The organism is Vibrio cholerae ATCC 14035, from assembly GCF_000621645.1.
GTDB lineage: Bacteria > Pseudomonadota > Gammaproteobacteria > Enterobacterales > Vibrionaceae > Vibrio > Vibrio cholerae.
The window spans coordinates 272,039-298,909 of record NZ_JHXR01000001.1 but is presented as its reverse complement, the minus strand read 5'-3'; the positions used below and the strand labels follow the sequence as shown (position 1 = coordinate 298,909).

Sequence of the window (26,871 nt, the reverse complement as noted above, 5' to 3'; positions counted from 1 at the left end):
TAATCGCGAGATAACACTAAGATTAGGGCGAATGAACTAAGCCAATCTCTTCGCGGGATTCATTCGCAAGGGATATAGAAAAAATCACCAGTAATGACCCAGTGTGAAACACTGAACGATGGAGTGACAATGAAAAGATTGATCCCACTGCTGCTGTTGCTGATTGCAATGCCCAGCATGGCGGCTCGGCAGTTTGATATTGAAGTGATCATTTTTAAACGAGCAGTAGATGCGGAAAAAGTGAGTGAGTCTTGGCCTAACAGCTTACCTGCCATCAATGTTGATCGCGCAGGCAGTTTTGCCGATGTTAGCTTTCGCCAAAGTAAAGGCGTAACACTATTGCCAAGCTCCGCTTATCAACTCAATAGTGAAGCGCAGAAATTACGCAACCACGCAGGCTTCAATGTGTTACTGCATACCGCTTGGCGTCAAAATGATCAGGGTCGCCAATCCGCTCCTGTATTCCATATTCAAGCAGGTCGAGATTTTTCTGGGCAGTTTCAAGCCAATGGAAGCCCAGTTGGCAGCACAGTCACCGCCCCCGTAGATGGTGTCAGTGAAATGAGCATCGCCAACCCGCTGTATGAACTTGATGGCACTTTACAAATTTACGTTCAGCACTTTTTGTTTGCTGAAGCCGTGCTGGATTTGAAAAAGCCCTCGGTACGCGAAGTCGTATTGCAAGACTCGCCTTTAGAATTGGGCACTAATGAAGAACAAGGCGCAACGGTACAAGCCGGCATGCTTGAATCGGTCTCACCTAAAGTTCAGGAAGAAACCTTCCTGAAAAGTTATCGTCTCGATCAGAAACGCCGTATGCGCAGTGGTGAAACCCACTATCTGGATCACCCTCTCATGGGCGTGATCATTCAAGTCCGCCGCGTTGCTGAGTAAGACTCGATCGTGAGTTTGAATACGCGCTTTAAGCGGATTCAAACTCACCCCCTTCTAGAGAGCAAAGTTGTTAGTGCTACCTCCCGTCTGTTTCAAAAATGATCCACTCTCTCACATTTAATGAGTGGATTTGTCTATCAAACAAGAACTCGCCTTTATAAGCCTTTGAGTGGGTTGAACCCTCTAGTATTTGCCACTGATAATCTTATCGCTCTCAGCATATCGTTATTGATGCCACCATCTCTTCCACGTATTTGCGCATCAATCTAACGAGAGAGTAAGGAAACTCATTATACAACCCACTCGAACTGTCAAGAGAGATGAAGGTCAAGCCATGAAACAGACAAAAACGTTGACCGCGATAAGCGTTCTCGCGTTGAGCCATTTAATGACTCAAAGCACCGCATTCGCGTCAAGCAGCAGTGATATACAGACCAAATTGAAATGGTCTTGGTCTACCAGCGTTTTTCATCCTGAGTCCAATCAGGTGATGGCCGCGCCAATTGTCGTACAACTCAACGACGATAATGGCGATGGCAAAATTGATGAGAAAGATGTGGCTGACATTATTGTGGTCACCTTTGAAGGTAATAAGTACGCGAATGGTGGTTATATCCGCGCCCTGAGCGGTGTGGATGGCTCTGAATTGTGGAGTTATAGCAATGGAGGCGTGATTGCCGATGCTCGCTATGCACCAGCAGCCGCGGATCTCGATGGTGACGGACTGATTGAAATCGTCTCCACCAGCGCGTTGACACCTTATATCAATATTCTGGACCACCAAGGCAACATCAAAAAGCAACTGCTGAAATCTGCTTCAGGCTGGCGTTCTGTAGGTGATATTGCACTGGCAGACATTAATGGCGATGGCAACATTGAAATTCTGGCTGCCGATGGTGTTTATAGTTACGAATCAGGCTTGCTCTTTAGTCATGATTGGGCACCAAGTTCGATTGCGTTTGATAGCAATGGCGATGGCCAACGTGAAGTCTTTGCCAACGGTACACTCTATCAAAACAACGGCGCTTACCTATGGCAATACCAAGCCAATGACACCGTTTGGTTCTCTTCCGTAGCAAACCTTGATGGCGATGATAAGCCTGAACTGGTCGTGTCGGTTCCAGCGTCTTTGAGCACACCCGAGAACAGTGAAATCGCTGTGCTTGAGCATGATGGCTCAGTGAAATGGCGAGTCAACAACCTATCTAACCCAGGTGGTAGCGTACAAGCCGTCTCCAGTTTTCTGGGTAAACCAAGCTCCAGTGCAACCACTGTTGATGCTCAGTCTGCCGTTTATGGCTACACCGACTGGGCACATCAACAACGTGTTCTCGCAGAAAATCATCAGTTAGCGATTCGTTCTGGTGCTGTAGTCGATGCAATTGGTGCTAATAGCCAAAACATGATCGGCGGCAGCGGTGGCTCACTGAGCACAATTGATACCAGTAAAGTCCGTGCCATTGATGTGACTTACGGTAAAAACAAATACACCTGGAAGTATGGTGTCCTCGAGATGAGTTTTACTCTCGATAACGGCGCAAAAGTCACTGTGGGGTCAAAAGATTCTGCGTTTACTTATCTAGGATTAGAGTGGAAAACTAAAACGGTTCCTTATCTAGGTGTTGAGTGGCGTACCAAAACCGTCTCTTACTGGTTCTTTGGCTGGCACACTAAACAAGTGGCTTATTTAGCGCCAGTATGGAAAGAGAAAACCATCCCTTATGCCGTTCCTGTGACACTGTCGAAATCGACCACAGTACGCTATGACATTCCACAAGGCTCACAGCTCTTGGGTATGAATGTATGGAGTAAAGAGAAACACCTCTTTAAACACAAACAGCAAGTCAATGCGGTGCAGTTCCTAGTTGGTAAAGTGACTGCTGACCAATCACACATGGGCATTGTGTACGCGGGTTACTACGCGGTTGATATGTACGATGCGCAAGGCAACAAAGTGTGGTCTGTGGCTAACGATGACCTGAACAGCGGCAAAATTGGTGTCTCCGCTTACGACTTTACCGGTGATGGTATTGATGAAGTGTTGGTTCAAGATCGTTTGAGAATGCGTATTCTCGATGGCCAAACGGGCCGTGTGATGGGCATTATTGCGAACTCTTCTGGCACCTTGTGGGAATACCCAGTCGTGGCAGACTTAGAAGGCAACAATAACGCTTCACTGATCATGGTTGCCAATGACTACGATCGCGAAAGCCAAGTCAACCACGGTGTGTTTGTGTATGAGTCCGCCAATCCAAGCAAGCCTTGGCGAAATGCGACTCGTATCTGGAACCAGTACGCGTTTAATTTCTCAGATATTAACGCCAACGGTACTATCCCAACGAATGCACAACCAAGCTGGTTAACCCACAACAGCTTCCGTTCAGCGACCATTCGCGTTCCGCTGAAGTAAAGATACTTCTGCCAGCCGCTCCATCCGGAGCGGCTTTTTTATCGCTATGCTCACATCTTCTTCCACTCTTACGCCACAAAGCCACTGATTTTCCACAAATCTTACTTCGTTGCTTATAATCAAGAGTCGAGTGCATCGGATGATACCTTTCCTACTTGAAGCGCTGTGGTCTTGGCTAGGATCATTCCCCCAATCATAGAACTTTCTATGCTCATGGGGATGCTCCCACTTGCCTCCTAACTCCAAGTCGTTTGGGTATACATAAAAAGATAAAGGAATAAACCATGACTCCGGATTTTCAAATCGTCACTCAACGCTTGCAGCTTCGCCTCATCACTGCCGATGAAGCTGAAGAGTTGGTACAGTGTATTCGTCAGTCACAAACGCTTCATCAATGGGTGGATTGGTGTCATGCGTTGTTTAGCCAGCAAGAAGCAGAGCAGTTTATTCAAGCCACACGACTTAATTGGGTTAAAGCCGAAGCTTATGGATTTGGCGTATTTGAACGACAAACGCAAACCTTAGTCGGGATGGTGGCGATTAATGAGTTTTACCATACTTTCAATATGGCCAGTCTGGGGTATTGGATTGGGGATCGTTATCAAAGACAAGGCTATGGTAAGGAAGCACTCACTGCGCTGATTTTATTCTGTTTTGAGCGTTTGGAATTAACACGTTTGGAGATCGTTTGTGATCCGGAAAATGTACCCAGTCAGGCATTAGCGCTGCGCTGTGGCGCCAATCGAGAGCAGTTAGCACCCAACCGCTTTTTGTATGCTGGCGAGCCGAAAGCCGGCATTGTGTTCTCTTTAATTCCATAGCCTGTCTATGTTGATAGACATACACTGACTGACCGCCTAACGGCCCCCCTTTCGTTTGGGGACATATAAAAATCAAGCGGCTACGAGTGCCGCTTGATTCTATCTAACATGATTAGTGTAGCTTGAGGTTTGGACGCAGAACGCGGTTAATACGCCCCACCAACATCATCAAACCGGTTTTAATCATGCCGTGCAGCGCCATTTGGTGCATACGGTATAAAGAGATGTACACCACGCGAGCAATACGCCCTTCGACCATCATAGAGCCACGAGTTAAGTTACCCATTAGGCTACCGACCGTTGAGAAACGACTGAGGGAAACCAGTGAGCCATGATCTTTATAAACGTAAGCTTTGAGCTCGCGGCCATACATTTTGGCCACAATATTACGAAATGCCAGTGAAGCCATTTGGTGCGCCGCCTGTGCGCGAGGTGGTACAAATTTGCCATCCGCCTGTGTGCACTGGGCTAAGTCGCCAATGACAAAGATGTCATCATCACGTGTGGTTTGTAGTGTGCCTTTCACGACCAATTGGTTAATCCGGTTCGTTTCAAGGCCTGCGATGTCTTTCATGAAATCAGGTGCTTTGATCCCAGCAGCCCAAACCATGATGTGCGCAGAAATCTTTTCGCCATCTTTGGTCGTCAGGCCATCTTTCTCCGCTTTGGTCACCATGGTCATCGTGCGTACATTGACGCCTAACTTAGTCAACTCTTGGTGTGCTGCCGCCGAAATGCGTGGTGGCAGTGCTGGCAAAATACGCTCACCCGCTTCAATCAAGTTCACGTTCAGCTTGCTTGAATCGAGGTCACCAAATCCATAAGTGCGTAACTCTTTGACCGCATTATGTAATTCAGCCGATAGCTCAACACCTGTTGCGCCCGCGCCAACGATAGCGATATCCACAGAACCTTGACCGTTTTTCGCGTGCAGCTTCAAAAACTCGTTGTTCATTTCCGTACGGAAACGGTTTGCTTGCTCTGGGCTATCTAGGAAAATACAGTGCTCTTTCACGCCCGGAGTATTGAAATCATTAGACGTCGAGCCAATCGCTAATACCAGAATATCGTATTCTAAATCACGCTTTGGCATCAGCAGCTCACCATGCTCATCTTTCAGTTCACTGAGCGTGATCGTTTTACTTTCACGATCAATCGACGCTAAGCTACCGAGCTGGAAATCGAAGCTATGATTTTTCGCATGTGCGCGGTAACTCAGCGCATCTACGCCTTCATCCAATGAACCTGTTGCCACTTCATGCAACAAAGGTTTCCAGAGATGACTTGAATTGCGATCCACCAAGGTTACATTGGCTCGACCTTTGCGCCCGAGTGTGCGACCCAGTTTGGTCACCAGCTCTAAACCGCCAGCGCCACCACCTACAACGATAATTCGTGTCACAACAACAATCCTCAAATAAAGATGAATAATTATTATCCAGCCCGATTGCTCGTGCTGAGGGAATCTGTTATCGCCATGATGCGTTTAACATCCAGCAGACTTGGGTGAGGTTTGGTTACTCTCAGTGGCACGTTACTCGGCAGCAAAAAGCTGCGCTAACACAAATAATCGGCAAGTTTTCCACTCGCTCTCAATTTATTTTGATATTTATCAACAAATCTTAGTGCTGGTCATTATATAGGGCTGATTTCATCACGCAACCACAGATTAAGCCATTCTCATTAGATTTTTTGTGGGTTTGGATAAGTAAAAACAGCCTCTAAAAGAGGCTGTTCAAGATCGCATCGCTTAGGGAAACTAAGCCGCTTTGAAGGCTTTCATCGCTTGCAAATGATGAGAGATTTTTTTGAATTTATGCGTTTGAGTGTCATCCCAAACAATGTCGTAATAGTCTTGTAGCTCTTGCGCGGTTTTCTGGTTATCGTGAATTTCATCCTGACGGGATAGGATCACCAGACAACGACCTTGATTCTTCGCTCGGAATTTTTCAACGCATTTGGTGGAGATGTCTTCGTACTCTTCTGGGCGATCAATGCGCCCCTGCATCGTCAATTCAGGATGCAAGTTAGGGTTAAAGATAACCTGCTTTATTCCACACAAAAAACCAATCCGCTCAGACCAATAACCACCGAGCCCGACACCGCAAATCAGTGGATTTGGATCGCCAGACTGCTCGATCGCCTTATGCACCTCTTTCAGTAGATGTTGCATATCATGTTTGGGATGTAAGGTGCTGTAATTAATGAAACGCACATCGCTATCAATGAATTGCAATTGCAGCACTTTTTCATGGTTACCCGGGCTATTTGAATCGAATCCGTGTAAGTAAATAATCATAATGTCTCCCCCGTTCCTTGAGGTTTTAATCTACCACGAAGAGTATGGTTTTAAACAGCCTAGTAGACTATCAGTAAAGAGAATTTCACCGTAAAGAGAATTTGAACCGCATTTCTCCAAACAAGGTTACCGCTGACGGCAGCATCCGCTCATCACGTAATGCTTGGTTATGCTTTTGGCTAGCCTTGGTTCGACTGCAAAGTCTGTGCAAGTTGCTGCGCCTGATCTCGATAAAGTTCGTCAGCCCAAAGTTGATAAGCCAATAGATACCAGAGCATTGCCATCATAGTGGTACGCGGTCGCCAAGCTTGAACACCAGAGACCCAAGCATCGATATCGGATAATTCGCGCCGTTGGCAGTAACGGAATACCGCATCAAGTACGTTTTCACCAGCGACATCAATACTCAGCGCTAAATCAATGCGCGGATCGGCCAAGGCGGCGTATTCCCAATCGATGACTCTTTGTCCTTGCTCGGTTTTCACCATGTTATAGCCAGCCAGATCAAAGTGACAAAGCACTTGCCCCACATCGGTGAGATTGGGCACAGACCGCCACTGCTCATAGAGCGCTTTAACCTCATCGGTTTTCAGGTCATCTCGGATCTGTAGCCAGTAGTGGTCAACTCGACCAAGATAGTTAAAAGGCGCTACCGGAATGCGATGGATATCCAACTCATGAATGCGCGTTTGCGTTTTCAATACCACGTCAAAAGCGATACCATCACGCAGTGATTCGCCATCGATCCATTCCACAAGCAAGCCGTGTTCATTAACCAGTTCGGCTTTCGGGCCGATATGATCATGCTCAATCGCTTTGAGGATTTGATACTCTTGAAATCGAGAAATAGAGAAAGCTTTGGTAATAGGCGTTGCTGGACGCCACACGAAAGCACGATCGCCCGCAACGATTTTCCAGCAACGATTAGTGAGACCTCCGGTCAAGGTCTGCGCATATTCTGGCGGCACAGAGAAAAAGTGATTTAATGACAACAGCGATGGATCCAGTGCGCTTGCTTCTCGCCATGCAATCTTTGCCATAACCAACTCCTTCCCTGTGCTAGTGGATTACAAACCGAGTAAGCTCTTTGACTGTTGCTTACGGATTTCGGTTTCGTCAGCCCACTCAATTAAACCTGTTTGTAGATCCATCAAACGCATGGTCATCTTGTAGTAGACATCTTTATCACTACCCGCGTTTTTCACGATACTCGATAGATTGCCGTACAGCATGTATTGCGCGCCGACCATCTTACCAAACTGGATCGCTGTGCTTTGGTTGACGAGTTCGTCATTATTCTGGAAGTTCAACTGATCGCGAACCGCTTCAACACGATCCATATCGACGAAACGGAACTTGCCTGAATTAAGCATCTTGGTGCTTATGGTGTCCGTGATCGATTCGGTATCAATATGTTCACTGGTTTTGTTCTTAATACGTTCAACAAACACAATCGGGCGACCATCGCGAGTGATGGCAGAAACCGAGCCTGACATCATCATGCTATCCACCATTTCTGCAGCAATTTTTTGCAGGTCGGTCGAACCAAAGTCAACATTGACGGTTTCTACCGCTTGCGCATCACCGTAGCTCACTTTATTCGAACATCCCCCTAAGATAACCGCCAAACCTAGCAGGGCAATGACACTTTTTTTCATCGTGATTCCTCTTAAAAACGTATTTTTATCGATCGCTTATTCGACCGCTTTTTTATTGATCGCTTTCGCGGATCTGGACGCGAAACTGCTTACCGTTCGGGTTCACCGAAACCTCAGTCAGTGACACGGTTTCCATGCCTCGCAAAATGATGGTTTTCCATGGGCTTAACTTGGTATTCACTTCAAGCCCATCATTGTCATACCAATAAAAACGGTACTGCACATGCACATCGCTTTTTTGGTTACTCTGCAAACGAACCACGCCTCGAGTATGTCCATCCACTTCCGTGGTTGAAATGTCCTCAATACTTAAGCTTTTGCTTAAAGCGCTGTCGTTAAATAAGACTTGCTGTGATGCGCCATCCACTCGCAAACCCGCAGTGTTAGCACTGCATCCCACTAAGAGTAAAGCGGTTAATACTGCTAATAGCCACGTTCTCATTACCGTATCCCTAGTTGTTTATGCCAAATTGTCACATTGTTACCTTGGTGAGATAGCCAAACTAACACTGTGCCATTTTCTGGAACATGAAAGGTATAGTGAGTCCCTGCAATATCCAGCACTTGATCACCCGCTTTCACCACTTGGGTGGCCGTATTGACTGTGGCGGGCAAGGTTAACCAGCTGCGTGTATCAGGCTGCTCCGTTAACGTATTCCAAATATTAAACACTAAATTGGCGACATCCTCTTCCTGAGTCGTCTCTTTGCGTAATTGGTCTTTGGCGACCACACGCAGCGCTTGGCGCAGTACCAGCGCAGGCATTTGCTCCGTTAATGCCTGCTTAGCCATCAAATCCACATCAGTAACTGGCATAGAGGCCAAACTAGCGCCATTTAGACTGATCGGTACACGACTCTGCGCCACCGAAGATGAATAATAAGGCAGAGCCAAAGAATACAGCGCCGTATTGCCACGACTGTCAGACAAAGGTAAAGAGAGTCGCCACGCTTGCTTAGGTTGTACTATACCCTGCTCTTCTATGACGATGACTCGGCCTTGCGCAGAGGTTAAGCGTTTAGGCTCACCATATTGCTGTTTAAGAAGCTTGAGATCTTGTTGCATGCCAAGCCGAGACGCGACTCGAAGTGTTCCATCAATAACCGATGGATTATTGGGGGCAACCGCCAGTGCTCTGCGGTAGTCAACATAAGCCGAGTTCAAATCATTATCCGCTTCATAAAGCAGCGCCGAAAGATACAACAGATAACCATTTTGCACCGCTTGTAAGGTTTTTCCGGCATCTGGATATTGTGCAAGCACACTGCCTAAGTTCGGGGATAATCCTTGTGAGCGCATCTCTTGCTCCGCACTGGACAACGCTTGTTCACGGCGTTTTTTAGCGGCTTCCTGAACTTGGTTAGCGCGGCGCATTTCAACTAATGCACCATCCAGATCATTATTGCGCACATAATTCAGCCCTAAGTACAGGTGCAAAAAGCCCAGTTCATAATCGGCAGGTTCGTACTCATTCAAGTTATCGTTGACCGCCAGCGAACCCACACTGGTCGCGGTACTACTCACAGAGATGATCGCTCGGTCTTGCTGCTGTTTAACCGCCAAATCTGCAGCAGCCAAACTTTGCTGGCTTTCTGCGTATTGCTGGCTAAGAAAATAAACCCGACCTTTTTCAAGGTTGTCTAACACTTCACCGGCGACATAATCGGGCAATAACTGCGTAGCTTGTTGGTATTGCCCTGCCGCAACAGACTGATATAAATCACTGTTTTGCGCACTGTAATGGCTAAAAAGATTGCCCGCAGTGAGATTGGCACACCCCGCGAGCAGTAGTGAAGTAAGAGTGAGGCTACGTATAGGTCGTTTAATGTATTGAACCACGTGATTCGTCACCATCAACATCGGAGAATGAAGTTAACCCATCAAAAGCGGCCCAAGCGGACGACCACCCACCAAATGCATATGGATGTGATAGACCTCCTGACCCCCGTGTGAGTTGCAGTTCATGATCAAGCGGTAGCCGTTTTCGGCGATCCCTTCTTGCTCAGCGATTTTTTTGGCGACAGTAAACAGCCGACCGAGTGCTAATTCATCTTCAACTTCAACATCATTGACCGTTGGGATGAGCTTATTGGGGATGATCAAAATATGGCTTGGCGCGCGCGGATGAATGTCTCGAAATGCAGTGACCAACTCATCTTGATAAAGAATATCAGCGGGAATCTCTCTACGAACGATTTTGCTGAAAATGGTTTCTTCCGCCATGACGTACTCCATACAAAGGTTTTGATTAAGAATTTTTCTGGCTTGAGTATGCGTCAAGGCATAGTAAAGCTCAATAAAAAACACCGTACAGTTAAAAGAACCTGAGCAAGCTCACTGGTGAAAGGTTTTTTTTGCTGTATTGGTCATAAAACGCGTTTCCCAACCTCAATACAATAATGACTGTTTTGTTACTTTTTTAAGACAAATTTGTCTTTGATGAATTCTAATAACAATGAGTGATTTTCGAGGGAGAGAAATTATGCAGGGTTCCGTTATTCGGCGTATGTATGCCGGTTTTGCGCTGATCATCATAATGTTTGTGGTGACTGTCGCCATCATGCTTCGTGGCATGAATCAAATTCACAGCAATTTTGAAAGTGTTTCAACCGCTGCATTGCCTCTCGTCTCTCTCTCTAATCAGACGAGTGTTCAACTCTTGTCTGCCGATAAATCGTTTAAAGACTTTCTGACTACGCAAGATACTTCGCTCATGGACGGTATGCGTCAAGAGTTTGCTCAGTCTAAACAGCGCTTTCAATCTGTTTTGGCGGAACTGAGTCAAGCCAGTGTGAATCATCCCGAACTGGCACAGCCAATCACGGAATTAAAGCAGCTCGAAACCCGCTATTTTAGTGAAGCTGACCTCGCCATGGATAACTATCAAGCCATGTTTGCTGCTCAAGCTTCCGTGCAAAAGTCGACTCGTGAGTTCCAACGTCTTCATTCAGAACTGAGTGTCGGGATGAAAGAGTTTGTCGATGACAACGACAGCATTTCGGTCAAAGTGATGGCCAAAAGCTACTTCATCAAATTAAAAGATGCCGAAGTGATCACTTCTGATGCCTTAGCCAGTTCAGATGTCGCCTTTGTGGAAAAAGCGGTCAATCAAAACAAAAAAGCGGTTACCCACCTAAACTACGCGTACCGAGGCCTCACCACGCAGATGCCGCAGTTGAAAGAGCGCTTTGATGAGCCAGTCGCGAAATTCACCCAAGACATCGGCCAAAAAGGCGGCGTACTGGATCAACACAATGAATATCTGCAAGCTCGCGCTGCGCTCTATAACAATATTGCCAACCTCGCCAATGAAGTGGACAAAGCAATGACCATTTTAGGCGCGTTTAACCAAACGGCGACCGACGACCTGAACCAATCCCTTGCTGAAGCCGGCTCAGTTTACCAACAAGGTGCGATTAAAGCGGTAGTGATTGGTATTGCCGTCGTTCTATTGGCAACTGCGATTGGTTACCACATTGCGCACAGTGTGCGTGAACCCGTAACTCGGATCCTCAAAACCTTAGAAAGCCTCACCCAAGGCAATATGACGCAACGAATTGAGATTCGCTACAACAACGAATTCAGCCGCCTGAGCCGTCACATCAATAGTCTTGCCGATAACCTACACGACATTTTAGTCAAGCTCAACAGTGCCTCCGATGATTTGACCGCGACAGCATCGACAAACCAAACGACCTCACTGAGTGCACAAAACAAGCTCAACAGTCAACGTGAACAGACCTCTAGCGTCGCAGCCGCAATGACGGAAATGGCTCACTCGGTGCAAGAAGTCGCCAATAGTGCGCAAAATTCACTGGCGATGGTGCAACAAGTCGAAACCGCATCGGAGTCAGGCCGCCAGATCATGAGCACCAACATCAGCACAATCCGTCAACTTGAAACACGCTTAATCGAGTCAGTCGAGGCGGTCGGCGACTTACGCAAGATGAGCAGCCAAATCGGCTCTATCTTAGATGTCATCCGCAATATTGCTGAGCAGACCAACCTTTTGGCGCTCAATGCTGCGATTGAAGCGGCGCGTGCAGGAGAACAAGGCCGCGGCTTTGCGGTGGTGGCGGATGAAGTTCGCGTTCTTGCGCAGCGCACAACGCAATCGACGTCAGAAATCGAATCGATGATCAGCAATCTGCAATCCAGCTCTTCATTAGCCAGTAAGGTTATTGAGAGCTGTATGCAAGATATGGAACTCTCCGTCGAACAAGCTTCCCATGCCAACAGTGCCATGGAAGAAATTCAAGCATTGATCATCGAAATCAGCCATATGAGTACGCATATCTCTCAAGCGGCCGGTGAGCAAAACGAAACCACCACCTCGATCGCTCGCAGCATCGAAGATATCAACCATATCTCGGATGAAAGCTACCAAGCGATGTCACAAATTGCGCAAACCAGTGCGAATTTGACCGCACTCGCCAACCAACAGAGTGAGTTAGTCCATAGGTTTAAACTCTAATCCGATGAACGGCTAGCACTCTTGCTAGATACTCTTACTGTCAATTTTTCCACAAAGAGCGACTTTTCATCAGAGTCGCTCTTGTTTTTTCAACACCTCATCGTTATATGAGTAACAAGCTTGCGCCACTTTTCCCTCCACTCATGCAAGCAAATCATGAGGACACTTTATGGCTATTCACGTAGGGATTATCGATCAGGACCCGGTTCGCTTAGTGACACCGCTGCTCGATCATCGAACCGTTAGCCGCCACATTATTTTTATTGGCGACCATACCCAAACGGTAATTTATCAACGCCTTAGCGACGTTTTAAACAAGCGTAATATCTCAACAGACTTCTTTGAAATTCCCGCCGGCTCAAACACCTCTGCCATCAAAAGTGCGATTCGAGAACTTGCCGAAACACTTAAAGCGCGTGGTGAAGAGGTCAAATTCAACGCCAGTTGTGGGTTACGCCACCGCTTGCTGTCGGCTTACGAAGTGTTTCGCAGCTACCACTGGCCAATTTTTGTCGTAGAACCCAATAGTGACTGCTTATGCTGGCTGTATCCCGAAGGCAATAACGATACTCAAGTTCAAGACCGCATCACCATTGCCGACTATCTCACCATTTTTGGTGCGCGTGGCGAATTCAATGAGCATCAACTCTCTCCACAATTAGATCAGCAGTTGTATCAGCTTGGCGAACGCTGGGCGAGTAATGCATTGGAATTAGGCCCAGGCCTCGCCACCCTCAATTACCTCGCCACCACTTGCCGAAAAGAGCAGAAGCTGGATGTGGAATTATCTGACAAACAGCAAGGCTATCGCGAATTAAACTTGCTACTCAGCGATCTGGTTGAGGCCAAGATTGCCAGTTATGAAAACGGCATTCTCACGTTCATAAACGAAGAGGCTCGTCGCTTTGCCAATGGTGAGTGGTTAGAAACCCTAGTTCACAGCACTGTAAAACAGATCCAAGATGACATGCCAACCATTCAAGATCGCTCGCTGAACGTGCAAGTCTATCGCCAGCTTGGAGAGAGAGAAGTGCGTAACGAGTTGGATGTGGCGACCGTGGTGAACAACAAACTGCACATTATTGAGTGTAAAACCAAAGGGATGCGTGATGACGGTGACGATACCTTGTACAAACTCGAATCTCTGCGTGACCTTCTCGGCGGTCTACAGGCTCGAGCTATGTTGGTCAGCTTCCGCCCTCTACGCCATAACGATATTACGCGTGCCGAAGATTTGGGGCTGGCTTTGATTGGTCCAGATGAATTGAAAGATTTGAAAACCCATTTAACCCAATGGTTCAAAGCCGCAGGGGGAAATTAAGTCAATCTCTATACCCAAACAACTTGGAGTTGCAGGTAGGCGGCAAGTGAATTCATCCCCATGAGCATAGAGAGGCTATGTGATTGGGGTGAACGAACGTAGCCAACACCCCTGCAGCTTCAAGTAGAAAGGGGATAACCATCATCACTAAACTCAAGGGATTGGGATTAATTTCAATAGTAAAAAGCCCGCGTGACAATGCGGGCTTCTTTAACGAAAACGAACAGTGCTAGATTAGCAATCGTCTTCAGTAAAATTGGACGGCAGCGTCATTTTCATCTGATTCCAGATGTGTCCGCTAGCAATACCATACTGACGAATAACCTGAGGCAAATGCTCACGCTCGCCGCTTTGGCACACAGCTAACAACTGACGGTAGAATTCCATGGCCAATTCACGCGCTTGAGGATTGGAAAAATAGTAACTTCCCACACGGTCATACAGCTTTTTCAACCCGTTAAAGATCAAACCGTAAATCTGGTTACCAGAATGGAAAGCGAGACGCTGGAATAACATGTAATCGTAGAAATTAAATGTTTTCGCGATCAAGATTTCCTGCCTTTTGAGCTCATCTTTTTCGCTGTCTTCTTTCACGTGCTGCTGGATTTTTTCCGCATAGGGAGAAGCTGCGATAAACGCATCCCAAGAAGGGGCGTTAACCAAGGCTTCACAAGACTCAATCACATTGATCATGATCCGCTCTGCGCTCTCTTTATTTAGCTTAAAAGCGTAACGCATGAAAATGGGGCTGATATTGGTTCTTGCAGCTAGTAAGTCTTCAACAATGCTGGTGGCATTCTCTGCATCAAGAGTCATCAAGGTATCAAGAATATGCAAACCTGATGTTTCCATAAACTGATTCACCTTGGTGGGTTTACCGTGTTGAATCGTGAGCCAACCATCACGCGCTAAACGCTGTAACACCTCACGTAGTGTGGTACGCGTAACACCGATCAATTCAGAAAGCTCACGCTCTGCAGGTAAGATGGAACCTGGCGGAAAGCGGCCGTTCCAAATACTTTCAATAATATACTTCTCAGCGAAACCGGCTGGGCTTTTTGCCTTAATGACCATTAATGACTAATCCAATACTTGTTTTATTTGGGTCGAATGGCACTCATCATACCACTAGTTGGTGTACGTCGAAAACCAAGCATCGATAAACTTGTCACAAAGCAGACATAGTGCAATTACTCTAATTTAACTTGAGCGAATCATTGTGAACATTTTGCTTATAAGATGACTGGTAAACACTTTTCTTTTCATCGACTACATAAAACACCTGAAATTAAATGGACACAGCTCACACTATCCTATTTCTAATTAGCAAAATAAACTTACTCGAAAGAGGTATTTCTTTGGAGTAAAGATGTATTAAATTCAATTTCACCTAACTCACGGCTTCTAAATGAATTTTTCGTCAACTTTGTGTTATGCTTACACCACTTAGATCGCGTTTTTTAACGAAAGTTTAGTAACTTTTTATCATCATGATATTTGTTGTTGACTATTGTGTAACGACAAGTAGAGTTGCGGTCGAAGTACGGAGTGCTTGTTTTTCTCAGGGAGTGACTTAGCTGGAATTGAATCGGTGAACAACCTTATTTTCCTGCTAAATCACTGTTGAAAAGATTTTGTCTACACACTGAGTCTCATGCTTTGGTGAAAGCAGGTACGACACAAAGTCTATCTATAACAACAGTTAAAGAGTAATCATCATGCCGATGTCCCTCGGAAACGCGTTTATCAAGAATTTCCTTGGTAAAGCGCCTGATTGGTACAAAGTTGCCATCATTGCTTTTCTTATTATTAACCCAATAGTGTTCTTCTTTATTAATCCCTTCCTCGCGGGTTGGTTATTAGTGGTTGAGTTTATTTTTACTCTGGCCATGGCACTGAAATGCTACCCTCTACAACCGGGTGGTTTACTTGCGATTGAAGCGATTGCGATTGGGATGACAAGTCCGGGGCAAGTTAAGCATGAACTGGTTGCCAATATCGAGGTATTGCTACTGTTGGTGTTTATGGTGGCAGGCATCTATTTTATGAAGCAACTGCTGCTGTTTATTTTCACTAAAATTCTGCTTGGCATTCGCTCCAAAGTTCTCCTTTCGATAGCCTTTAGTGTTACGGCAGCGTTTCTCTCTGCCTTCCTAGATGCGCTGACAGTGATTGCGGTCATCATCAGTGTGGCGGTGGGTTTCTACTCGATTTATCACAAGGTTGCTTCGGGTCAAAGTGTTCACTCTTCTCACGATCACACCCATGATGAAGGTATTTCAGAATTAACTCGTGATGACTTAGAAAACTATCGTGCATTTTTACGTTCACTGCTGATGCACGCAGGTGTGGGTACAGCACTGGGTGGTGTCACCACTATGGTCGGTGAACCACAAAACCTGATCATTGCTGACCAAGCAGGCTGGCAATTTGGTGAGTTCCTACTCCGCATGGCCCCCGTTACCGTACCCGTGTTTATTGCAGGTATGCTGACCTGTATGTTGGTTGAGAAATTCCGCATTTTTGGCTACGGAGCTCGTCTTCCTGCCAATGTTCGTCAAATTCTGCTCGATTTTGACTCAGAAGAGCGCAAAAACCGCACAAACCAAGACGTTGCCAAACTCTGGGTGCAAGGTGCTATCGCGGTTTGGTTGATTGTGGGCTTAGCTCTTCACTTAGCCGCCGTTGGTCTTATTGGTTTGTCGGTGATTATTCTCGCCACAGCTTTTACTGGTGTGATTGAAGAACATTCGCTAGGTAAAGCGTTTGAAGAAGCGCTACCGTTTACCGCATTGCTGGCGGTTTTCTTCTCGATTGTTGCAGTTATTATCGACCAAGAGCTGTTCAAACCCGTGATTGATGCGGTACTAAATGTCGAAGACCATGGCACTCAGCTCGCACTCTTCTATGTGGCGAATGGTCTACTTTCCATGGTGTCAGACAACGTGTTTGTGGGGACGGTTTACATCACTGAAGTAAAAACCGCACTGATGGAAGGCATGATTTCACGTGACCAATTTGATTTGTTGGCCGTCGCCATCAATACCGGCACCAACTTACCTTCAGTAGCCACACCGAACGGTCAAGCGGCCTTCTTATTCTTGCTCACTTCGGCTTTGGCGCCACTAATCCGTCTCTCTTACGGTCGTATGGTCATCATGGCGTTTCCTTATACGCTGGCGCTTTCACTGGTTGGTTTTATTGGCATCATGTTCTTACTTGAGCCAATGACTGAAGTGTTCTATAGCCTAGGTTGGATCAGCCATCATGTCGCGCCAGCTGCAGATGCACTACTGCAAAGTGGCCACTAAATTTCAATTGAAACTGAAACTAATCCAAGATACAAAGCTCTGAGTATTCAGAGCTTTTCTTTTTAACAAGGATCTATCTGTGCGTATATTATCCTCCCTTAAAACCTTTTCTCAGTCGCGATTATCTTGGCTGTTGCTGCTGGCATTTGTCGTTTTCTTTACCTTGTGTGCCATGTACTTTCAACATGTGATGCTACTTGCACCTTGTGTCATGTGTATCTATGAACGTATCGCTATGCTGGGGATTGGTGTCGCCGCCTTGATTGGCGCAATTGCACCACAAAACCCTGTCGTACGTTGGCTCGGTTTTGCTGCTTGGGGTGCCAGCAGCTACAAAGGTTTGATGCTGGCGATCGAGCATGTCAACTACCAGTTTAACCCTTCGCCTTTTGGTACTTGCGATCTGTTTGTCACCTTCCCGGCTTGGGCTCCGCTCAACCAATGGGCTCCCAATCTGTTTGAAGCGTATGGTGACTGTAGCAAGGTGGTATGGCAGTTTTTGACGCTCTCTATGCCACAGTGGCTTGTCGTTATCTTCGCGGCAAACTTACTCGCATTAGCGATTTTTGTCGTCGCACAACTGGCTAAAACCTCACGCTAAGCCAATCGCATCGCTCAATCCGGTTGATAAAAAAGGCGCTTAAAGCGCCTTTTTTACTTTTGTTGTTTCTGCTGTTTAATCTCGTATAGGTGCAGGAGCCAATACATCACGATTACCGTTATGCCCTGGCGCACTCACAATGCCTTGAGCCTCAAGCTGCTCGACAATACGTGCTGCGCGGTTATAACCAATTTTAAAACGGCGTTGAACCCCAGAAACTGAGCCTCGGCGCGTTTCGACAACGTGCTCAACCACTTGATCAAACAGTGGGTCAAGTTCTTCGTCTGATTCAGACTGCTCTCCGGGCAATAAGGCTTCTGGGCCGTGATCGCCTTGGATAATCTCACTGATGTAATTCGGCTTGCCCCTTGCCTTCCAGTTATTGACCACAGCATGCACATCATCATCCGAGGCAAATGCACCATGTACACGAATCGTATGACTGGAACCGGCAGGTAAATAGAGCATATCCCCCATACCGAGCAACGACTCTGCGCCACTCTGATCCAAAATCGTCCGAGAGTCGGTTTTCGTAGAGACAGTAAAAGCAACACGGGTCGGGATGTTGGCTTTAATCAGACCCGTAATCACATCCACAGATGGGCGCTGCGTAGCCAAAATCAAGTGAATACCCGCCGCACGGGCTTTTTGTGCCAAACGCGCAATCAGCTCTTCGACTTTTTTACCGACTACCATCATCAGGTCAGCAAATTCATCGACCACGACCACAATATAAGGCAGTTTTTCTAATAGTGGCGGCTCACTCTCCATGCTATCTCCGTCTTTCCAAAGAGGATCGTAGATAGGATGTCCGGCTTCAGCAGCCATACGCAGTTTATCGTTAAAGCCTTTGATATTACGTACACCAAGTACCGACATCAGCTTATAACGACGCTCCATTTCTCCGACACACCAGCGCAGCGCGTTAGAGGCATCTTTCATGTCGGTCACCACTTCCGCCAACAGATGAGGAATGCCTTCATACACGGAAAGCTCTAACATTTTCGGGTCAATCATGATGAAGCGGACATCTTCTGGGGAAGCCTTATACAACATGCTCAGGATCATCACGTTGACCCCAACCGACTTACCTGAACCAGTGGTACCCGCCACCAACACATGAGGCATCTTAGACAGATCTGCTACCACGGCATCGCCGGCGATATCTTGGCCAAGCACGACGGTCGTCGGTGACTTCGACTCTTTAAATTGAGGACTGGCAATCACATCGGATAGGTACACAGTTTGACGTGACATGTTTGGCAGCTCAAGCCCGACATAAGGTTTACCGGGAATAACTTCCACGACACGCACAGCCATCGCCGAGAGTGAACGGGCTAAGTCCATCGACAGACTAGAAATTCGGCTCACTTTCACACCCGGCGCTAAATCTAGCTCAAAACGGGTGATCACAGGCCCCGGGAAAATATCCACGACTTGCGCTTGGATTTTGTAATCAGCCAGTTTGGACTCAACCAGACGCGCGATCTCTTCTAAAGCTTCACGATCGATAAAGTTTTCACGCTTTTCTGGATGATACAGCAGTTCTAGCGTTGGCATAGGCTCTGTTGGTTTCGGCAAGTTTACGGCCTTCTGCACTAAAAACGGGTTTTGCTGCGCAGCCGCATTCGCTTGTGCTTGCGAAACGATGTTTTGAAATGCCGCCACATCGCGATCGTCAGGCTCATCCTCGTCTTCCCAATCAGACTCTATTGCGGGCGATACCATAACCGAAGGCGTTTCTTCAAGCTCATCTTCATCATCTGACCAATGCAAGTTAGCAATGCTGGGCTCAACTTCTTCATCTTCTACCTCAATATTGAACGAGTGGTTAAAGTTTTCAGAGAGGCTCTCCTCTTCTTCATCCACCGAGATGGCAGTGGTCAAAATGGAATCTTCAACATCCGAAAGAGTGCTGGAGGTAAGAACGCTTGGCACTGCATCATCCTCGACAGCATAGTCATCGACTAGACGAGCCTGTTGCTCCAGTTCTTCTATCGTGGCATCCCATTGCTGAGTGCGCGCAGAGCTGACAGGCTCTACCTGTGTATTTTGAGCGGCTACCCGTGAGAAATGGGGAGCAGGTTCGCGCTGCCTTGGCGGCTCTGGTTTCAACTCGACTTTAGGCTCCACTTGGGGCTCAAAATGAATGTCAGGTACGTCGCGCTCTTCCGGCATATGAATATTGAAGCGACGTAAGCTCGGAGCTGGCTCATCAATCTCAGTATCCATTGACGCAGAAAATGTCGGTTCTAGCTCTTCAACTGGCAGCTCAGGCTTTACCAGTGCCGGTTTCACACGCTCCGCTTTTTCACCGCGTAAGCGGTTAAACAGCCCGACAAATGCCGCAATGCTACGCTCACCAATCCATTCCACAATCCGCAGCCAAGAGATCCCAGTCAACAAGGTAATGCCAGCCCCCCACAAAAAGAGCAACACAAGCGTTGTTCCAAGAATGTTCAAGGTCGGCAGTGCTAAGCTGGTCAACACATCGCCAATCACTCCACCTGATGAAAAATACCAAATGTCATCAAAGTTGATGTCGGCAAGACCACAACTGGTCAATAGCACTATGGTTAGACCAAGGAGTCGAGTTCCCCAAAGAGTGAAATCGATTTCGTCACCTTCATCACGTTTGCGCAACAGCACCCATGCTGCAAATGCAGTAATAAAAGGCAATGGATAGGCTAAAGAGCCAAAAACGAAGAACAGGGTGTCAGCTAACCAAGCGCCAACTAAACCACCCGCATTGTGAATGTCTGTCCCCCAAGCCGTTTGTGACCAAGATGGATCAGCGGGGTTAAAACTAAACAGAGCAACGGCAAGAAATATCGAAAACAAGAAAGCTAAGATCAATCCGCTTTCTTTAAGACGTTGTGAGCCATTGAGTCGAGAAGAAGGAGCCTCTTCACTCGTTTTAATAATGGTTTCGACTTTATTTTTGTTCTCTTTGAACATAAACCAACTTGACTATGATTAAGGCCATAATGCGCAACACTATACGCAGTTTCATGGCGGTGAAACAGTCCGAGCGGCCAACGCCGCTCGGTTTGTTTGGAGATTTAACCATATCAAGGGCAAAAACCCAATTCACGAAAGTCAGAATGTGGAAAGATCTCCAACATTCGCTTTAAGTTAGCGAGTTTTAATCACTAATTGGTTGGTTTGCTTCACTTCTTCCATGACCACGTAAGTACGAGTGTCATTGACTCCCGGCAAACGGAGCAAGGTATCACCTAACAAACGGCGATAAGCCCCCATATCCGATACACGGGTTTTCAGCAGATAGTCAAAATCACCAGAAACTAGGTGACACTCTTGAATATCATCCAACTTTTGTACCGCGGCATTAAACTGTTCAAATACATCGGGCGCGCCACGATTTAACGTAATTTCAACAAACACCAACAGTGAGGCGTCCAAATACTGAGGGTTCAATAATGCAGTATAACCAGTAATAAACCCTTGACGTTCTAGACGACGAACACGCTCAAGACAGGGTGTAGGTGAAAGCCCTACACGCTTTGATAACTCTACGTTTGAAATTCGACCGTCTTTTTGCAATTCATTCAATATATTGCGATCTATACGGTCTAAGTCCTTAGACGGCTTCTTATAACTATCCACCATTTTTTATTCCACCTTATTACTTCCTTGCAAAAAAATATACTACAACTTCTTAATATTTAGCATCAAATTTTTCACACTAGTCACTATACTAGCCACAAATTCGATAGAACAACCCTACATATAGTCAATACAACCAAATTAATCTAAGGAGTTAGGATGATCATTGGCGTTCCTAAAGAAATCAAGAACCACGAATATCGTGTGGGCATGATTCCAGCTAGCGTGCGGGAGCTTGTCTCACACGGACACCAAGTTTACGTAGAAACAAATGCCGGTTCCGGCATCGGCTTTTCAGACGATGATTACATCGCTGTAGGCGCATCCATTCTTCCTACCGCTGCAGACGTCTTTGCGAAAGCAGAGATGATTGTAAAGGTTAAAGAACCTCAAGCTATCGAGCGAGCCATGCTCAAAGAGGGGCAAATTTTATTTACTTATTTGCACCTAGCTCCAGATTTTCCACAAACTGAAGAGCTAATCAAGAGCAAAGCTGTCTGCATAGCCTATGAGACTGTAACAGATAATATGGGTCGCTTACCACTACTGGCACCGATGTCTGAAGTCGCAGGCCGTATGTCCATTCAGGCTGGCGCTCAAACCTTAGAAAAATCACGTGGCGGCAGTGGCTTATTACTCGGTGGCGTTCCCGGTGTTGCTCCTGCAAAAGTCGTAGTACTCGGCGGCGGTGTAGTCGGCGCTAACGCAGCCCGTATGGCTATTGGCCTACGTGCCGATGTCACTATTCTAGATCGCAACATCGATACTCTACGTAAACTCGATGAAGAGTTTCAAGGCCGAGCTAACGTCGTATATTCCACCGCAGATGCCATCGAAAAATACGTATTAGAAGCAGACTTAGTGATCGGTGCCGTTCTTATCCCTGGTGCTGCTGCGCCTAAACTGGTCACTCAGCAACACATCAAACGCATGAAACCCGGTTCAGCCGTAGTTGATGTCGCGATCGACCAAGGGGGTTGCTTCGAAACCTCTCACCCTACCACTCACGCAGAGCCCACTTATATTGTTGATGATGTGGTGCACTACTGTGTAGCCAATATACCCGGCGCTGTGGCGCGCACTTCTACCTTTGCTCTTAATAACGCCACGCTACCATATATCGTTAAACTCGCCAATAAAGGCTACCAAAAAGCCCTACTAGAAGATGCAGGATTTTTAAAAGGCCTCAACGTAATTCACGGAAAAGTGACTTACAAAGAGGTTGCAGAAAACTTTGGCCTCGATTATGTCGACCCCGCTAAAGCGATTGCGATGTTTAATTAATGATTCAGAGAGCCGATATTATCGGCTCTCCCCTCTTCAATTCAGCGCCAAGCATTGACCACTAAATTGCGCGGTGTTGCTTTACGATCGCAAAACTCACTCACCCTGACTTGATAGCCCTGCTCCTGCAAATAGAGCGCTTTATCCAACACCAACCATAGCTCTAGCAGCCGCCGAAACCCGTCTTGAACTAAACTTATCCGTTCCATCTGCCAGAATCTCTGATAGCCTAAACTTTCAAAATGAGCCAAATCGACGTGAGTGAAATCCATAGCGATATTTTTCTCTTGAGCCGCCCACTGGCAAAACTCGGCAAACCCTTGGTTGAGTTTTGATTTCTGAATACTAGGGATAGGTATATAACCCGCTTGATGGCCGACTTGACTCACCAGAGCATCAAATCCTAACCGATAAACCATCTCTTGCTGTCGCTGCCGTCTAACCCTTTCCCCTCCGGTCACGGTTTCTTGCAGTGGAAGTCGCAGTTCTCGACGGGTCAATTGCAAATCTGACTGAGCCGCCACTTTCGACATCGCGTGATATTCGTTATCTCGAATCAAATGGTAGCAGCAGGGAGAAAAGCTAATCGCCGCGGCATGCGAAGAGGTGGCGTAATGGAGCATCTTTACGTGTAAGTCACCACACGCATGTAAGGCAACAGCATGGGTACTGGAGTTAAACAGGGCAGCAGAACGCTCATCAAATGCATCCCCCTGCACAAACTGCATAGGGAGTTGCAACGCATCGACTTCTTGTTGTCCAGAGCAGCAAAGCTCGGCTTGATACTCAAAACTGACGACTGGTTGCTGAGTCACACCCGCCAAAATACGCCCCAAGTAACCTTTCCCAGCACACCACTCTAACCACTGAGTGCCTTGATGGTGCGCAACAAGCACTTTACTGATCGCTTCTATTTGTTGCCATTTACGTCCGGGGATCCCTTTGTCAAAAAACTTTGGTAATCGGAGTGAAAGCAAGGAAGAGTCTGAAATGTCGACTGGGAGTTTCATCTCCTCTAACCCGGGAAAAAAACCAGATAAGACGGAAGAGAGTTTCTCTGGATCGGTTTTGAACTCCACGACCTCATTCTGACTAAGAGCATAGAGCCAAGCGGTTAACTCGGGATACGCATCCCCCCAAGGCAACGCCGATAAACGGCAAGCATGAAAAGCCTCATAACGCCAAAAAGATTGGGTTTGAGTTAAGAATGAATCGAGTTGTATGAATAGAGCTTGCATGCTTCCTCCTATCGGTGAACCATTCTAGGAGGAAGCACAATGAAGTGAAAGTAAAAGCGCGTTAACGCACAGGCAGATCAATGTCCTTAAACATTTCTGCTATTTCAATATTCGATTTCAAAGAGATGGCTTGCTCTACTACGGGACGGGTAAGATGTGGAGCAAAGCGCTCCATAAAATCAAACATATAAGAGCGCAGGAAAGTACCACGGCGAAAACCAATACTGGTGGTACTCGCACTGAAGATATGGCTTGCATCAATCGCCACCAGATCCGTATCTTGCTTTTTGTCTACCGCCATACTAGCAATCACACCCACCCCAATACCCATGCGCACATACGTTTTTATCACATCTGCATCGGTGGCGGTAAAGACCACTTTAGGTGTCATGCCAACCCGATTGAATGCACTATCAAGCTCTGAACGCCCAGTAAAGCCGAAAACATAGGTCACTAATGGATAAGCCGCTAAATCTTCTATGGTCACCTGCTCTTTCTTGGTCAGCGGGTGATCTTTAGGCACCACTATCGAACGATTCCAGTGATAACAAGGCAACATGATTGCATCTTGGTACAAATGCAAAGCTTCTGTCGCAATCGCAAAATTTGCAGTGCCTTTGGCTATCGCTTCCGACATTTGAGTTGGCGTGCCTTGATGCATGTGCAAGGAAACTCTTGGATAACGCTTAGTAAAACCTTTAATCACCTCTGGCAGAGCATAGCGGGCTTGGGTATGGGTAGTGGAAATATTCAGCGTGCCCATTTCTGGATGCGTATGCTCGGCAGCAACCGCCTTGATGCTTTCGACGCGCGATAAAATTTCCGTCGCAATACGCACTATGTGCTCGCCCGCAGGCGTTACTTGCGTTAAATGCTTGCCGCTTCGCTCAAAAATCTGAATTCCAAGCTCATCTTCTAACAGCCTGACCTGTTTACTGATCCCCGGCTGAGAGGTATATAGGTTTTCCGCGGTCGCAGACACATTCAAATTATGATTGACCACTTCCACAATGTACTTTAACTGCTGCAGTTTCATCTTTTTCCCATAATCCCTTGCGGTGTTTTGCCACAGACACACATATTTTATAATTATTAGTTATAACGCTTCAGCGCGACAATTCCTAGCCTTTATCGAGAGAAGCGTGAAATGAATATTCAGCGCCTTGCTTATTCGGTGAAAAAATTGCCACGCAACGCTCAAACTCATCGTGGGAAAGCGGTTTTTGCATGATAAAACGGGAATAATCAACAGAGTAAATTGTCGGGATCACAACGAGCGTGTATCCTTAATCGTTAGCCATTGAAAACTGAAGATACGGATTTTATGAATATAGGTTTAATCATTGCTCTGGTGGCCATTTTGCTCATTTTGGTTCTTGGCTACAACATCATGTTGCAATATCGGGTGAAAGTCGAAAGCGCCAAGAAACAGGAATCCTCGCGCTATGTGGCCATTATTGATGCAACTGAAGATTTAATCGGCAATGCTCACCATCTGCCATTCAGTAAAGAGCTTTTAGTCTGCTTGAATAACCGTATTCTTGATGCACTACAAAGCATGTATGACCTTGATCCTAAAAATAAACAACTCGCTCAACGTATCGAAAATATGAAGGGACAGATCAACCACCTGCAAAATAACCATCCGGGTGGTGAAAGTACTTCATTTAAGGTTCCTAGCAGCGATAAACAAGCCATCATCATGCTAAAGCTAGTTAAACGTCTGCGTGACACCATTCGCAGTGAGCACAATAAAGGACGTTTTGAAACCCAAGCCTATGTGGCAGAAAATGCTCGCTTAGAGACCATTCAGATTCGAATCAACATCGAAAACGTGATTAAGCGCGCTAACGACTCGATTTTGCGTGGGCAACCCGGCACTGCAATCCAACTACTACGTAAAGGGATTGATGTCTTGTCCTCAAAAAATGACAGCTACTCAAATCAAGCCCGTGAAAAGTTACAGACTATGTATGATGAACTTGAGCAGAAACGTCAAAACAAAAGTGCTTCTGACCTCCAACAAATTGAAGAAAATGAACGCAAAAGTGACATGGATGTGCTCTTTGGCGAGAAGAAAAAGTGGTAAGATACCGCACGATAATGACTTGATTAACTTCAGGCCGCTTATGCGGCCTTTTTCTTAAATAGTGCCCATGATTCATCCATCTGCTATCCAACAACTTTTAGAACCGATTAACCATTTCCTGCAATGTCCTACACCCGACGAATGGGTTGAAGAAGCGCGCAAACCTGAAAACCTACGTGTTTTGTTGTTAGACCATTTACTATGTGAGCTGAAAGCTGGTCAATCCGCCATGTTTCTGATCCGTAAGTATGCGGTTGATAAAGAGAGTGAACTTTCGCTATTGGATTGGTTTAAACCTTATGAAGACTTTGCGTATCGCAAAATGGGAGATATCCAATCGCTCAAAGGCAAAAGCCAAATCTCCAAAGCGATCATTGCCAAATCGGATTCTCCTTATAGCCAAGATTTGATCGATAAAATGGTATTGCTGATCAAAGAAGAGCTACACCATTTCTATCAAGTGTTGGAAATTATGCAAGCGCGCAATGTGGAGTATGAGTCAATTCCGGCTAGCCGTTATGCCAAAAGCCTTCTAGCCCATATGAAGACTCATGAACCACAGACATTGATTGATAAGCTGATAGTAGGCGCTTATATTGAGGCTCGCTCTTGTGAGCGCTTTGCCAAACTCGCCCCCTACTTAGATGACGAGATAGCAAAATTTTATGTTTCTCTGCTTCGCTCTGAAGCTCGCCATTATCAAGACTACTTGCAACTGGCTGAACAAATTGCGGGCTACGATATCTCTGAACGTGTTGCGTATTTTGGCCGAGTCGAAGCGGAGTTAATTTCCACTCCCGATAGCGATTTCAAGTTTCACAGTGGTATTCCTAAATAGCCTTTT

At 46.4% G+C, this 26,871-nt stretch carries 22 protein-coding genes; 10 read left to right on the top strand and 12 right to left on the bottom strand.

The features are described from left to right. Window positions 1–129 precede the first annotated feature (129 nt). The 3 genes from T411_RS0101480 (at window position 130) to T411_RS0101470 (ending at window position 4,125) form a co-directional block, all read left to right on the top strand. Window positions 130–894 carry a peptidoglycan binding protein CsiV gene (locus T411_RS0101480; RefSeq protein ID WP_000825630.1) on the top strand — a complete coding sequence of 255 codons (765 nt, stop codon included), beginning with the start codon at window positions 130–132 and terminating at the stop codon, window positions 892–894. A 334-nt stretch (window positions 895–1,228) separates the two neighbouring features. After that, a complete protein-coding gene (locus T411_RS0101475) occupies window positions 1,229–3,304 on the top strand; it encodes a beta-prism lectin domain-containing protein (RefSeq protein ID WP_001881639.1) in 2,076 nt (691 codons plus the stop codon). A gap of 284 nt (window positions 3,305–3,588) precedes the next feature. Next, complete coding sequence (locus T411_RS0101470) at window positions 3,589–4,125, top strand: GNAT family N-acetyltransferase (protein ID WP_000186700.1); 537 nt, start codon at window positions 3,589–3,591, stop codon at window positions 4,123–4,125. A gap of 112 nt (window positions 4,126–4,237) precedes the next feature. Here T411_RS0101470 and T411_RS0101465 read toward each other — a convergent pair whose 3' ends face one another. The 7 genes from T411_RS0101465 to hinT form a co-directional block, all read right to left on the bottom strand. Further along, complete coding sequence (locus T411_RS0101465) at window positions 4,238–5,527, bottom strand: NAD(P)/FAD-dependent oxidoreductase (protein WP_000196857.1); 1,290 nt, start codon at window positions 5,525–5,527, stop codon at window positions 4,238–4,240. Between the two features lie 357 nt (window positions 5,528–5,884). Further along, window positions 5,885–6,424 carry an alpha/beta hydrolase YcfP gene (gene ycfP, locus T411_RS0101460; protein ID WP_000587948.1) on the bottom strand — a complete coding sequence of 180 codons (540 nt, stop codon included), beginning with the start codon at window positions 6,422–6,424 and terminating at the stop codon, window positions 5,885–5,887. A gap of 179 nt (window positions 6,425–6,603) precedes the next feature. Next, window positions 6,604–7,464 carry a phosphotransferase gene (locus T411_RS0101455; RefSeq protein WP_001062354.1) on the bottom strand — a complete coding sequence of 287 codons (861 nt, stop codon included), beginning with the start codon at window positions 7,462–7,464 and terminating at the stop codon, window positions 6,604–6,606. Between the two features lie 27 nt (window positions 7,465–7,491). Then, a complete protein-coding gene (gene lpoB, locus T411_RS0101450; RefSeq protein ID WP_000750164.1) occupies window positions 7,492–8,082 on the bottom strand; it encodes a penicillin-binding protein activator LpoB in 591 nt (196 codons plus the stop codon). A gap of 52 nt (window positions 8,083–8,134) precedes the next feature. Next, complete coding sequence (locus tag T411_RS0101445) at window positions 8,135–8,524, bottom strand: YcfL family putative periplasmic lipoprotein (protein WP_001261381.1); 390 nt, start codon at window positions 8,522–8,524, stop codon at window positions 8,135–8,137. Then, window positions 8,524–9,942: a COG3014 family protein gene (locus T411_RS0101440; protein ID WP_000930348.1), complete on the bottom strand. Its 1,419-nt coding sequence runs from the start codon at window positions 9,940–9,942 to the stop codon at window positions 8,524–8,526. Before T411_RS0101440 ends, T411_RS0101445 begins: the two co-directional genes overlap by 1 nt. Window positions 9,943–9,954: 12 nt before the next feature. Continuing rightward, window positions 9,955–10,305 carry a purine nucleoside phosphoramidase gene (gene hinT, locus T411_RS0101435; RefSeq protein WP_000807128.1) on the bottom strand — a complete coding sequence of 117 codons (351 nt, stop codon included), beginning with the start codon at window positions 10,303–10,305 and terminating at the stop codon, window positions 9,955–9,957. A 259-nt stretch (window positions 10,306–10,564) separates the two neighbouring features. On the opposite strand from hinT, the gene T411_RS0101430 reads away from it, so the two are divergent. Both T411_RS0101430 and T411_RS0101425 read left to right on the top strand, forming a co-directional pair. After that, window positions 10,565–12,556, top strand: coding sequence for a methyl-accepting chemotaxis protein (locus T411_RS0101430; RefSeq protein WP_001162066.1), 1,992 nt, complete (start codon window positions 10,565–10,567; stop codon window positions 12,554–12,556). A gap of 169 nt (window positions 12,557–12,725) precedes the next feature. After that, on the top strand, window positions 12,726–13,877 hold the full coding sequence (locus tag T411_RS0101425; protein WP_000974439.1) for a DUF1887 family protein: 1,152 nt from the start codon (window positions 12,726–12,728) through the stop codon (window positions 13,875–13,877). A 234-nt stretch (window positions 13,878–14,111) separates the two neighbouring features. On the opposite strand, the gene fadR is transcribed toward T411_RS0101425, so the two are convergent. Next, complete coding sequence (gene fadR, locus T411_RS0101420; protein WP_000234820.1) at window positions 14,112–14,951, bottom strand: fatty acid metabolism transcriptional regulator FadR; 840 nt, start codon at window positions 14,949–14,951, stop codon at window positions 14,112–14,114. 644 nt (window positions 14,952–15,595) lie between these two features. Here fadR and nhaB point away from each other — a divergent pair. Next, window positions 15,596–17,188 carry a Na(+)/H(+) antiporter NhaB gene (nhaB, locus tag T411_RS0101415; protein ID WP_001132255.1) on the top strand — a complete coding sequence of 531 codons (1,593 nt, stop codon included), beginning with the start codon at window positions 15,596–15,598 and terminating at the stop codon, window positions 17,186–17,188. Between the two features lie 79 nt (window positions 17,189–17,267). After that, window positions 17,268–17,789, top strand: a complete 522-nt coding sequence (gene dsbB / locus T411_RS0101410; protein ID WP_001221804.1) for a disulfide bond formation protein DsbB — start codon at window positions 17,268–17,270, stop codon at window positions 17,787–17,789. 75 nt (window positions 17,790–17,864) lie between these two features. On the opposite strand, the gene ftsK is transcribed toward dsbB, so the two are convergent. Together ftsK and lrp are read right to left on the bottom strand one after the other, a co-directional pair. After that, the gene (gene ftsK / locus T411_RS0101405) at window positions 17,865–20,747 is read right to left on the bottom strand and encodes a DNA translocase FtsK (protein WP_000471965.1); all 2,883 of its coding nucleotides are present in this window, start codon (window positions 20,745–20,747) and stop codon (window positions 17,865–17,867) included. Between the two features lie 177 nt (window positions 20,748–20,924). Beyond that, window positions 20,925–21,419: a leucine-responsive transcriptional regulator Lrp gene (gene lrp / locus T411_RS0101400; protein ID WP_000228497.1), complete on the bottom strand. Its 495-nt coding sequence runs from the start codon at window positions 21,417–21,419 to the stop codon at window positions 20,925–20,927. A 156-nt stretch (window positions 21,420–21,575) separates the two neighbouring features. Here lrp and ald point away from each other — a divergent pair, with 156 nt between their 5' ends. After that, complete coding sequence (gene ald, locus T411_RS0101395) at window positions 21,576–22,700, top strand: alanine dehydrogenase (RefSeq protein ID WP_000583510.1); 1,125 nt, start codon at window positions 21,576–21,578, stop codon at window positions 22,698–22,700. A 41-nt stretch (window positions 22,701–22,741) separates the two neighbouring features. Here ald and T411_RS0101390 read toward each other — a convergent pair whose 3' ends face one another. Further along, window positions 22,742–23,938, bottom strand: coding sequence for a methyltransferase (locus T411_RS0101390; protein WP_001148228.1), 1,197 nt, complete (start codon window positions 23,936–23,938; stop codon window positions 22,742–22,744). A gap of 61 nt (window positions 23,939–23,999) precedes the next feature. After that, window positions 24,000–24,974, bottom strand: a complete 975-nt coding sequence (gene cysB, locus T411_RS0101385; protein WP_000776223.1) for an HTH-type transcriptional regulator CysB — start codon at window positions 24,972–24,974, stop codon at window positions 24,000–24,002. 288 nt (window positions 24,975–25,262) lie between these two features. Between cysB and T411_RS0101375 the strand changes: the two genes are divergently transcribed. Both T411_RS0101375 and miaE read left to right on the top strand, forming a co-directional pair. Next, entirely contained in the window at window positions 25,263–26,027 is a 765-nt protein-coding gene (locus T411_RS0101375) for a hypothetical protein (RefSeq protein ID WP_001020612.1), read from the top strand. A 67-nt stretch (window positions 26,028–26,094) separates the two neighbouring features. Further along, complete coding sequence (gene miaE, locus T411_RS0101370; RefSeq protein WP_000581751.1) at window positions 26,095–26,865, top strand: tRNA isopentenyl-2-thiomethyl-A-37 hydroxylase MiaE; 771 nt, start codon at window positions 26,095–26,097, stop codon at window positions 26,863–26,865. The last annotated feature ends 6 nt before the right edge of the window (window positions 26,866–26,871 follow it).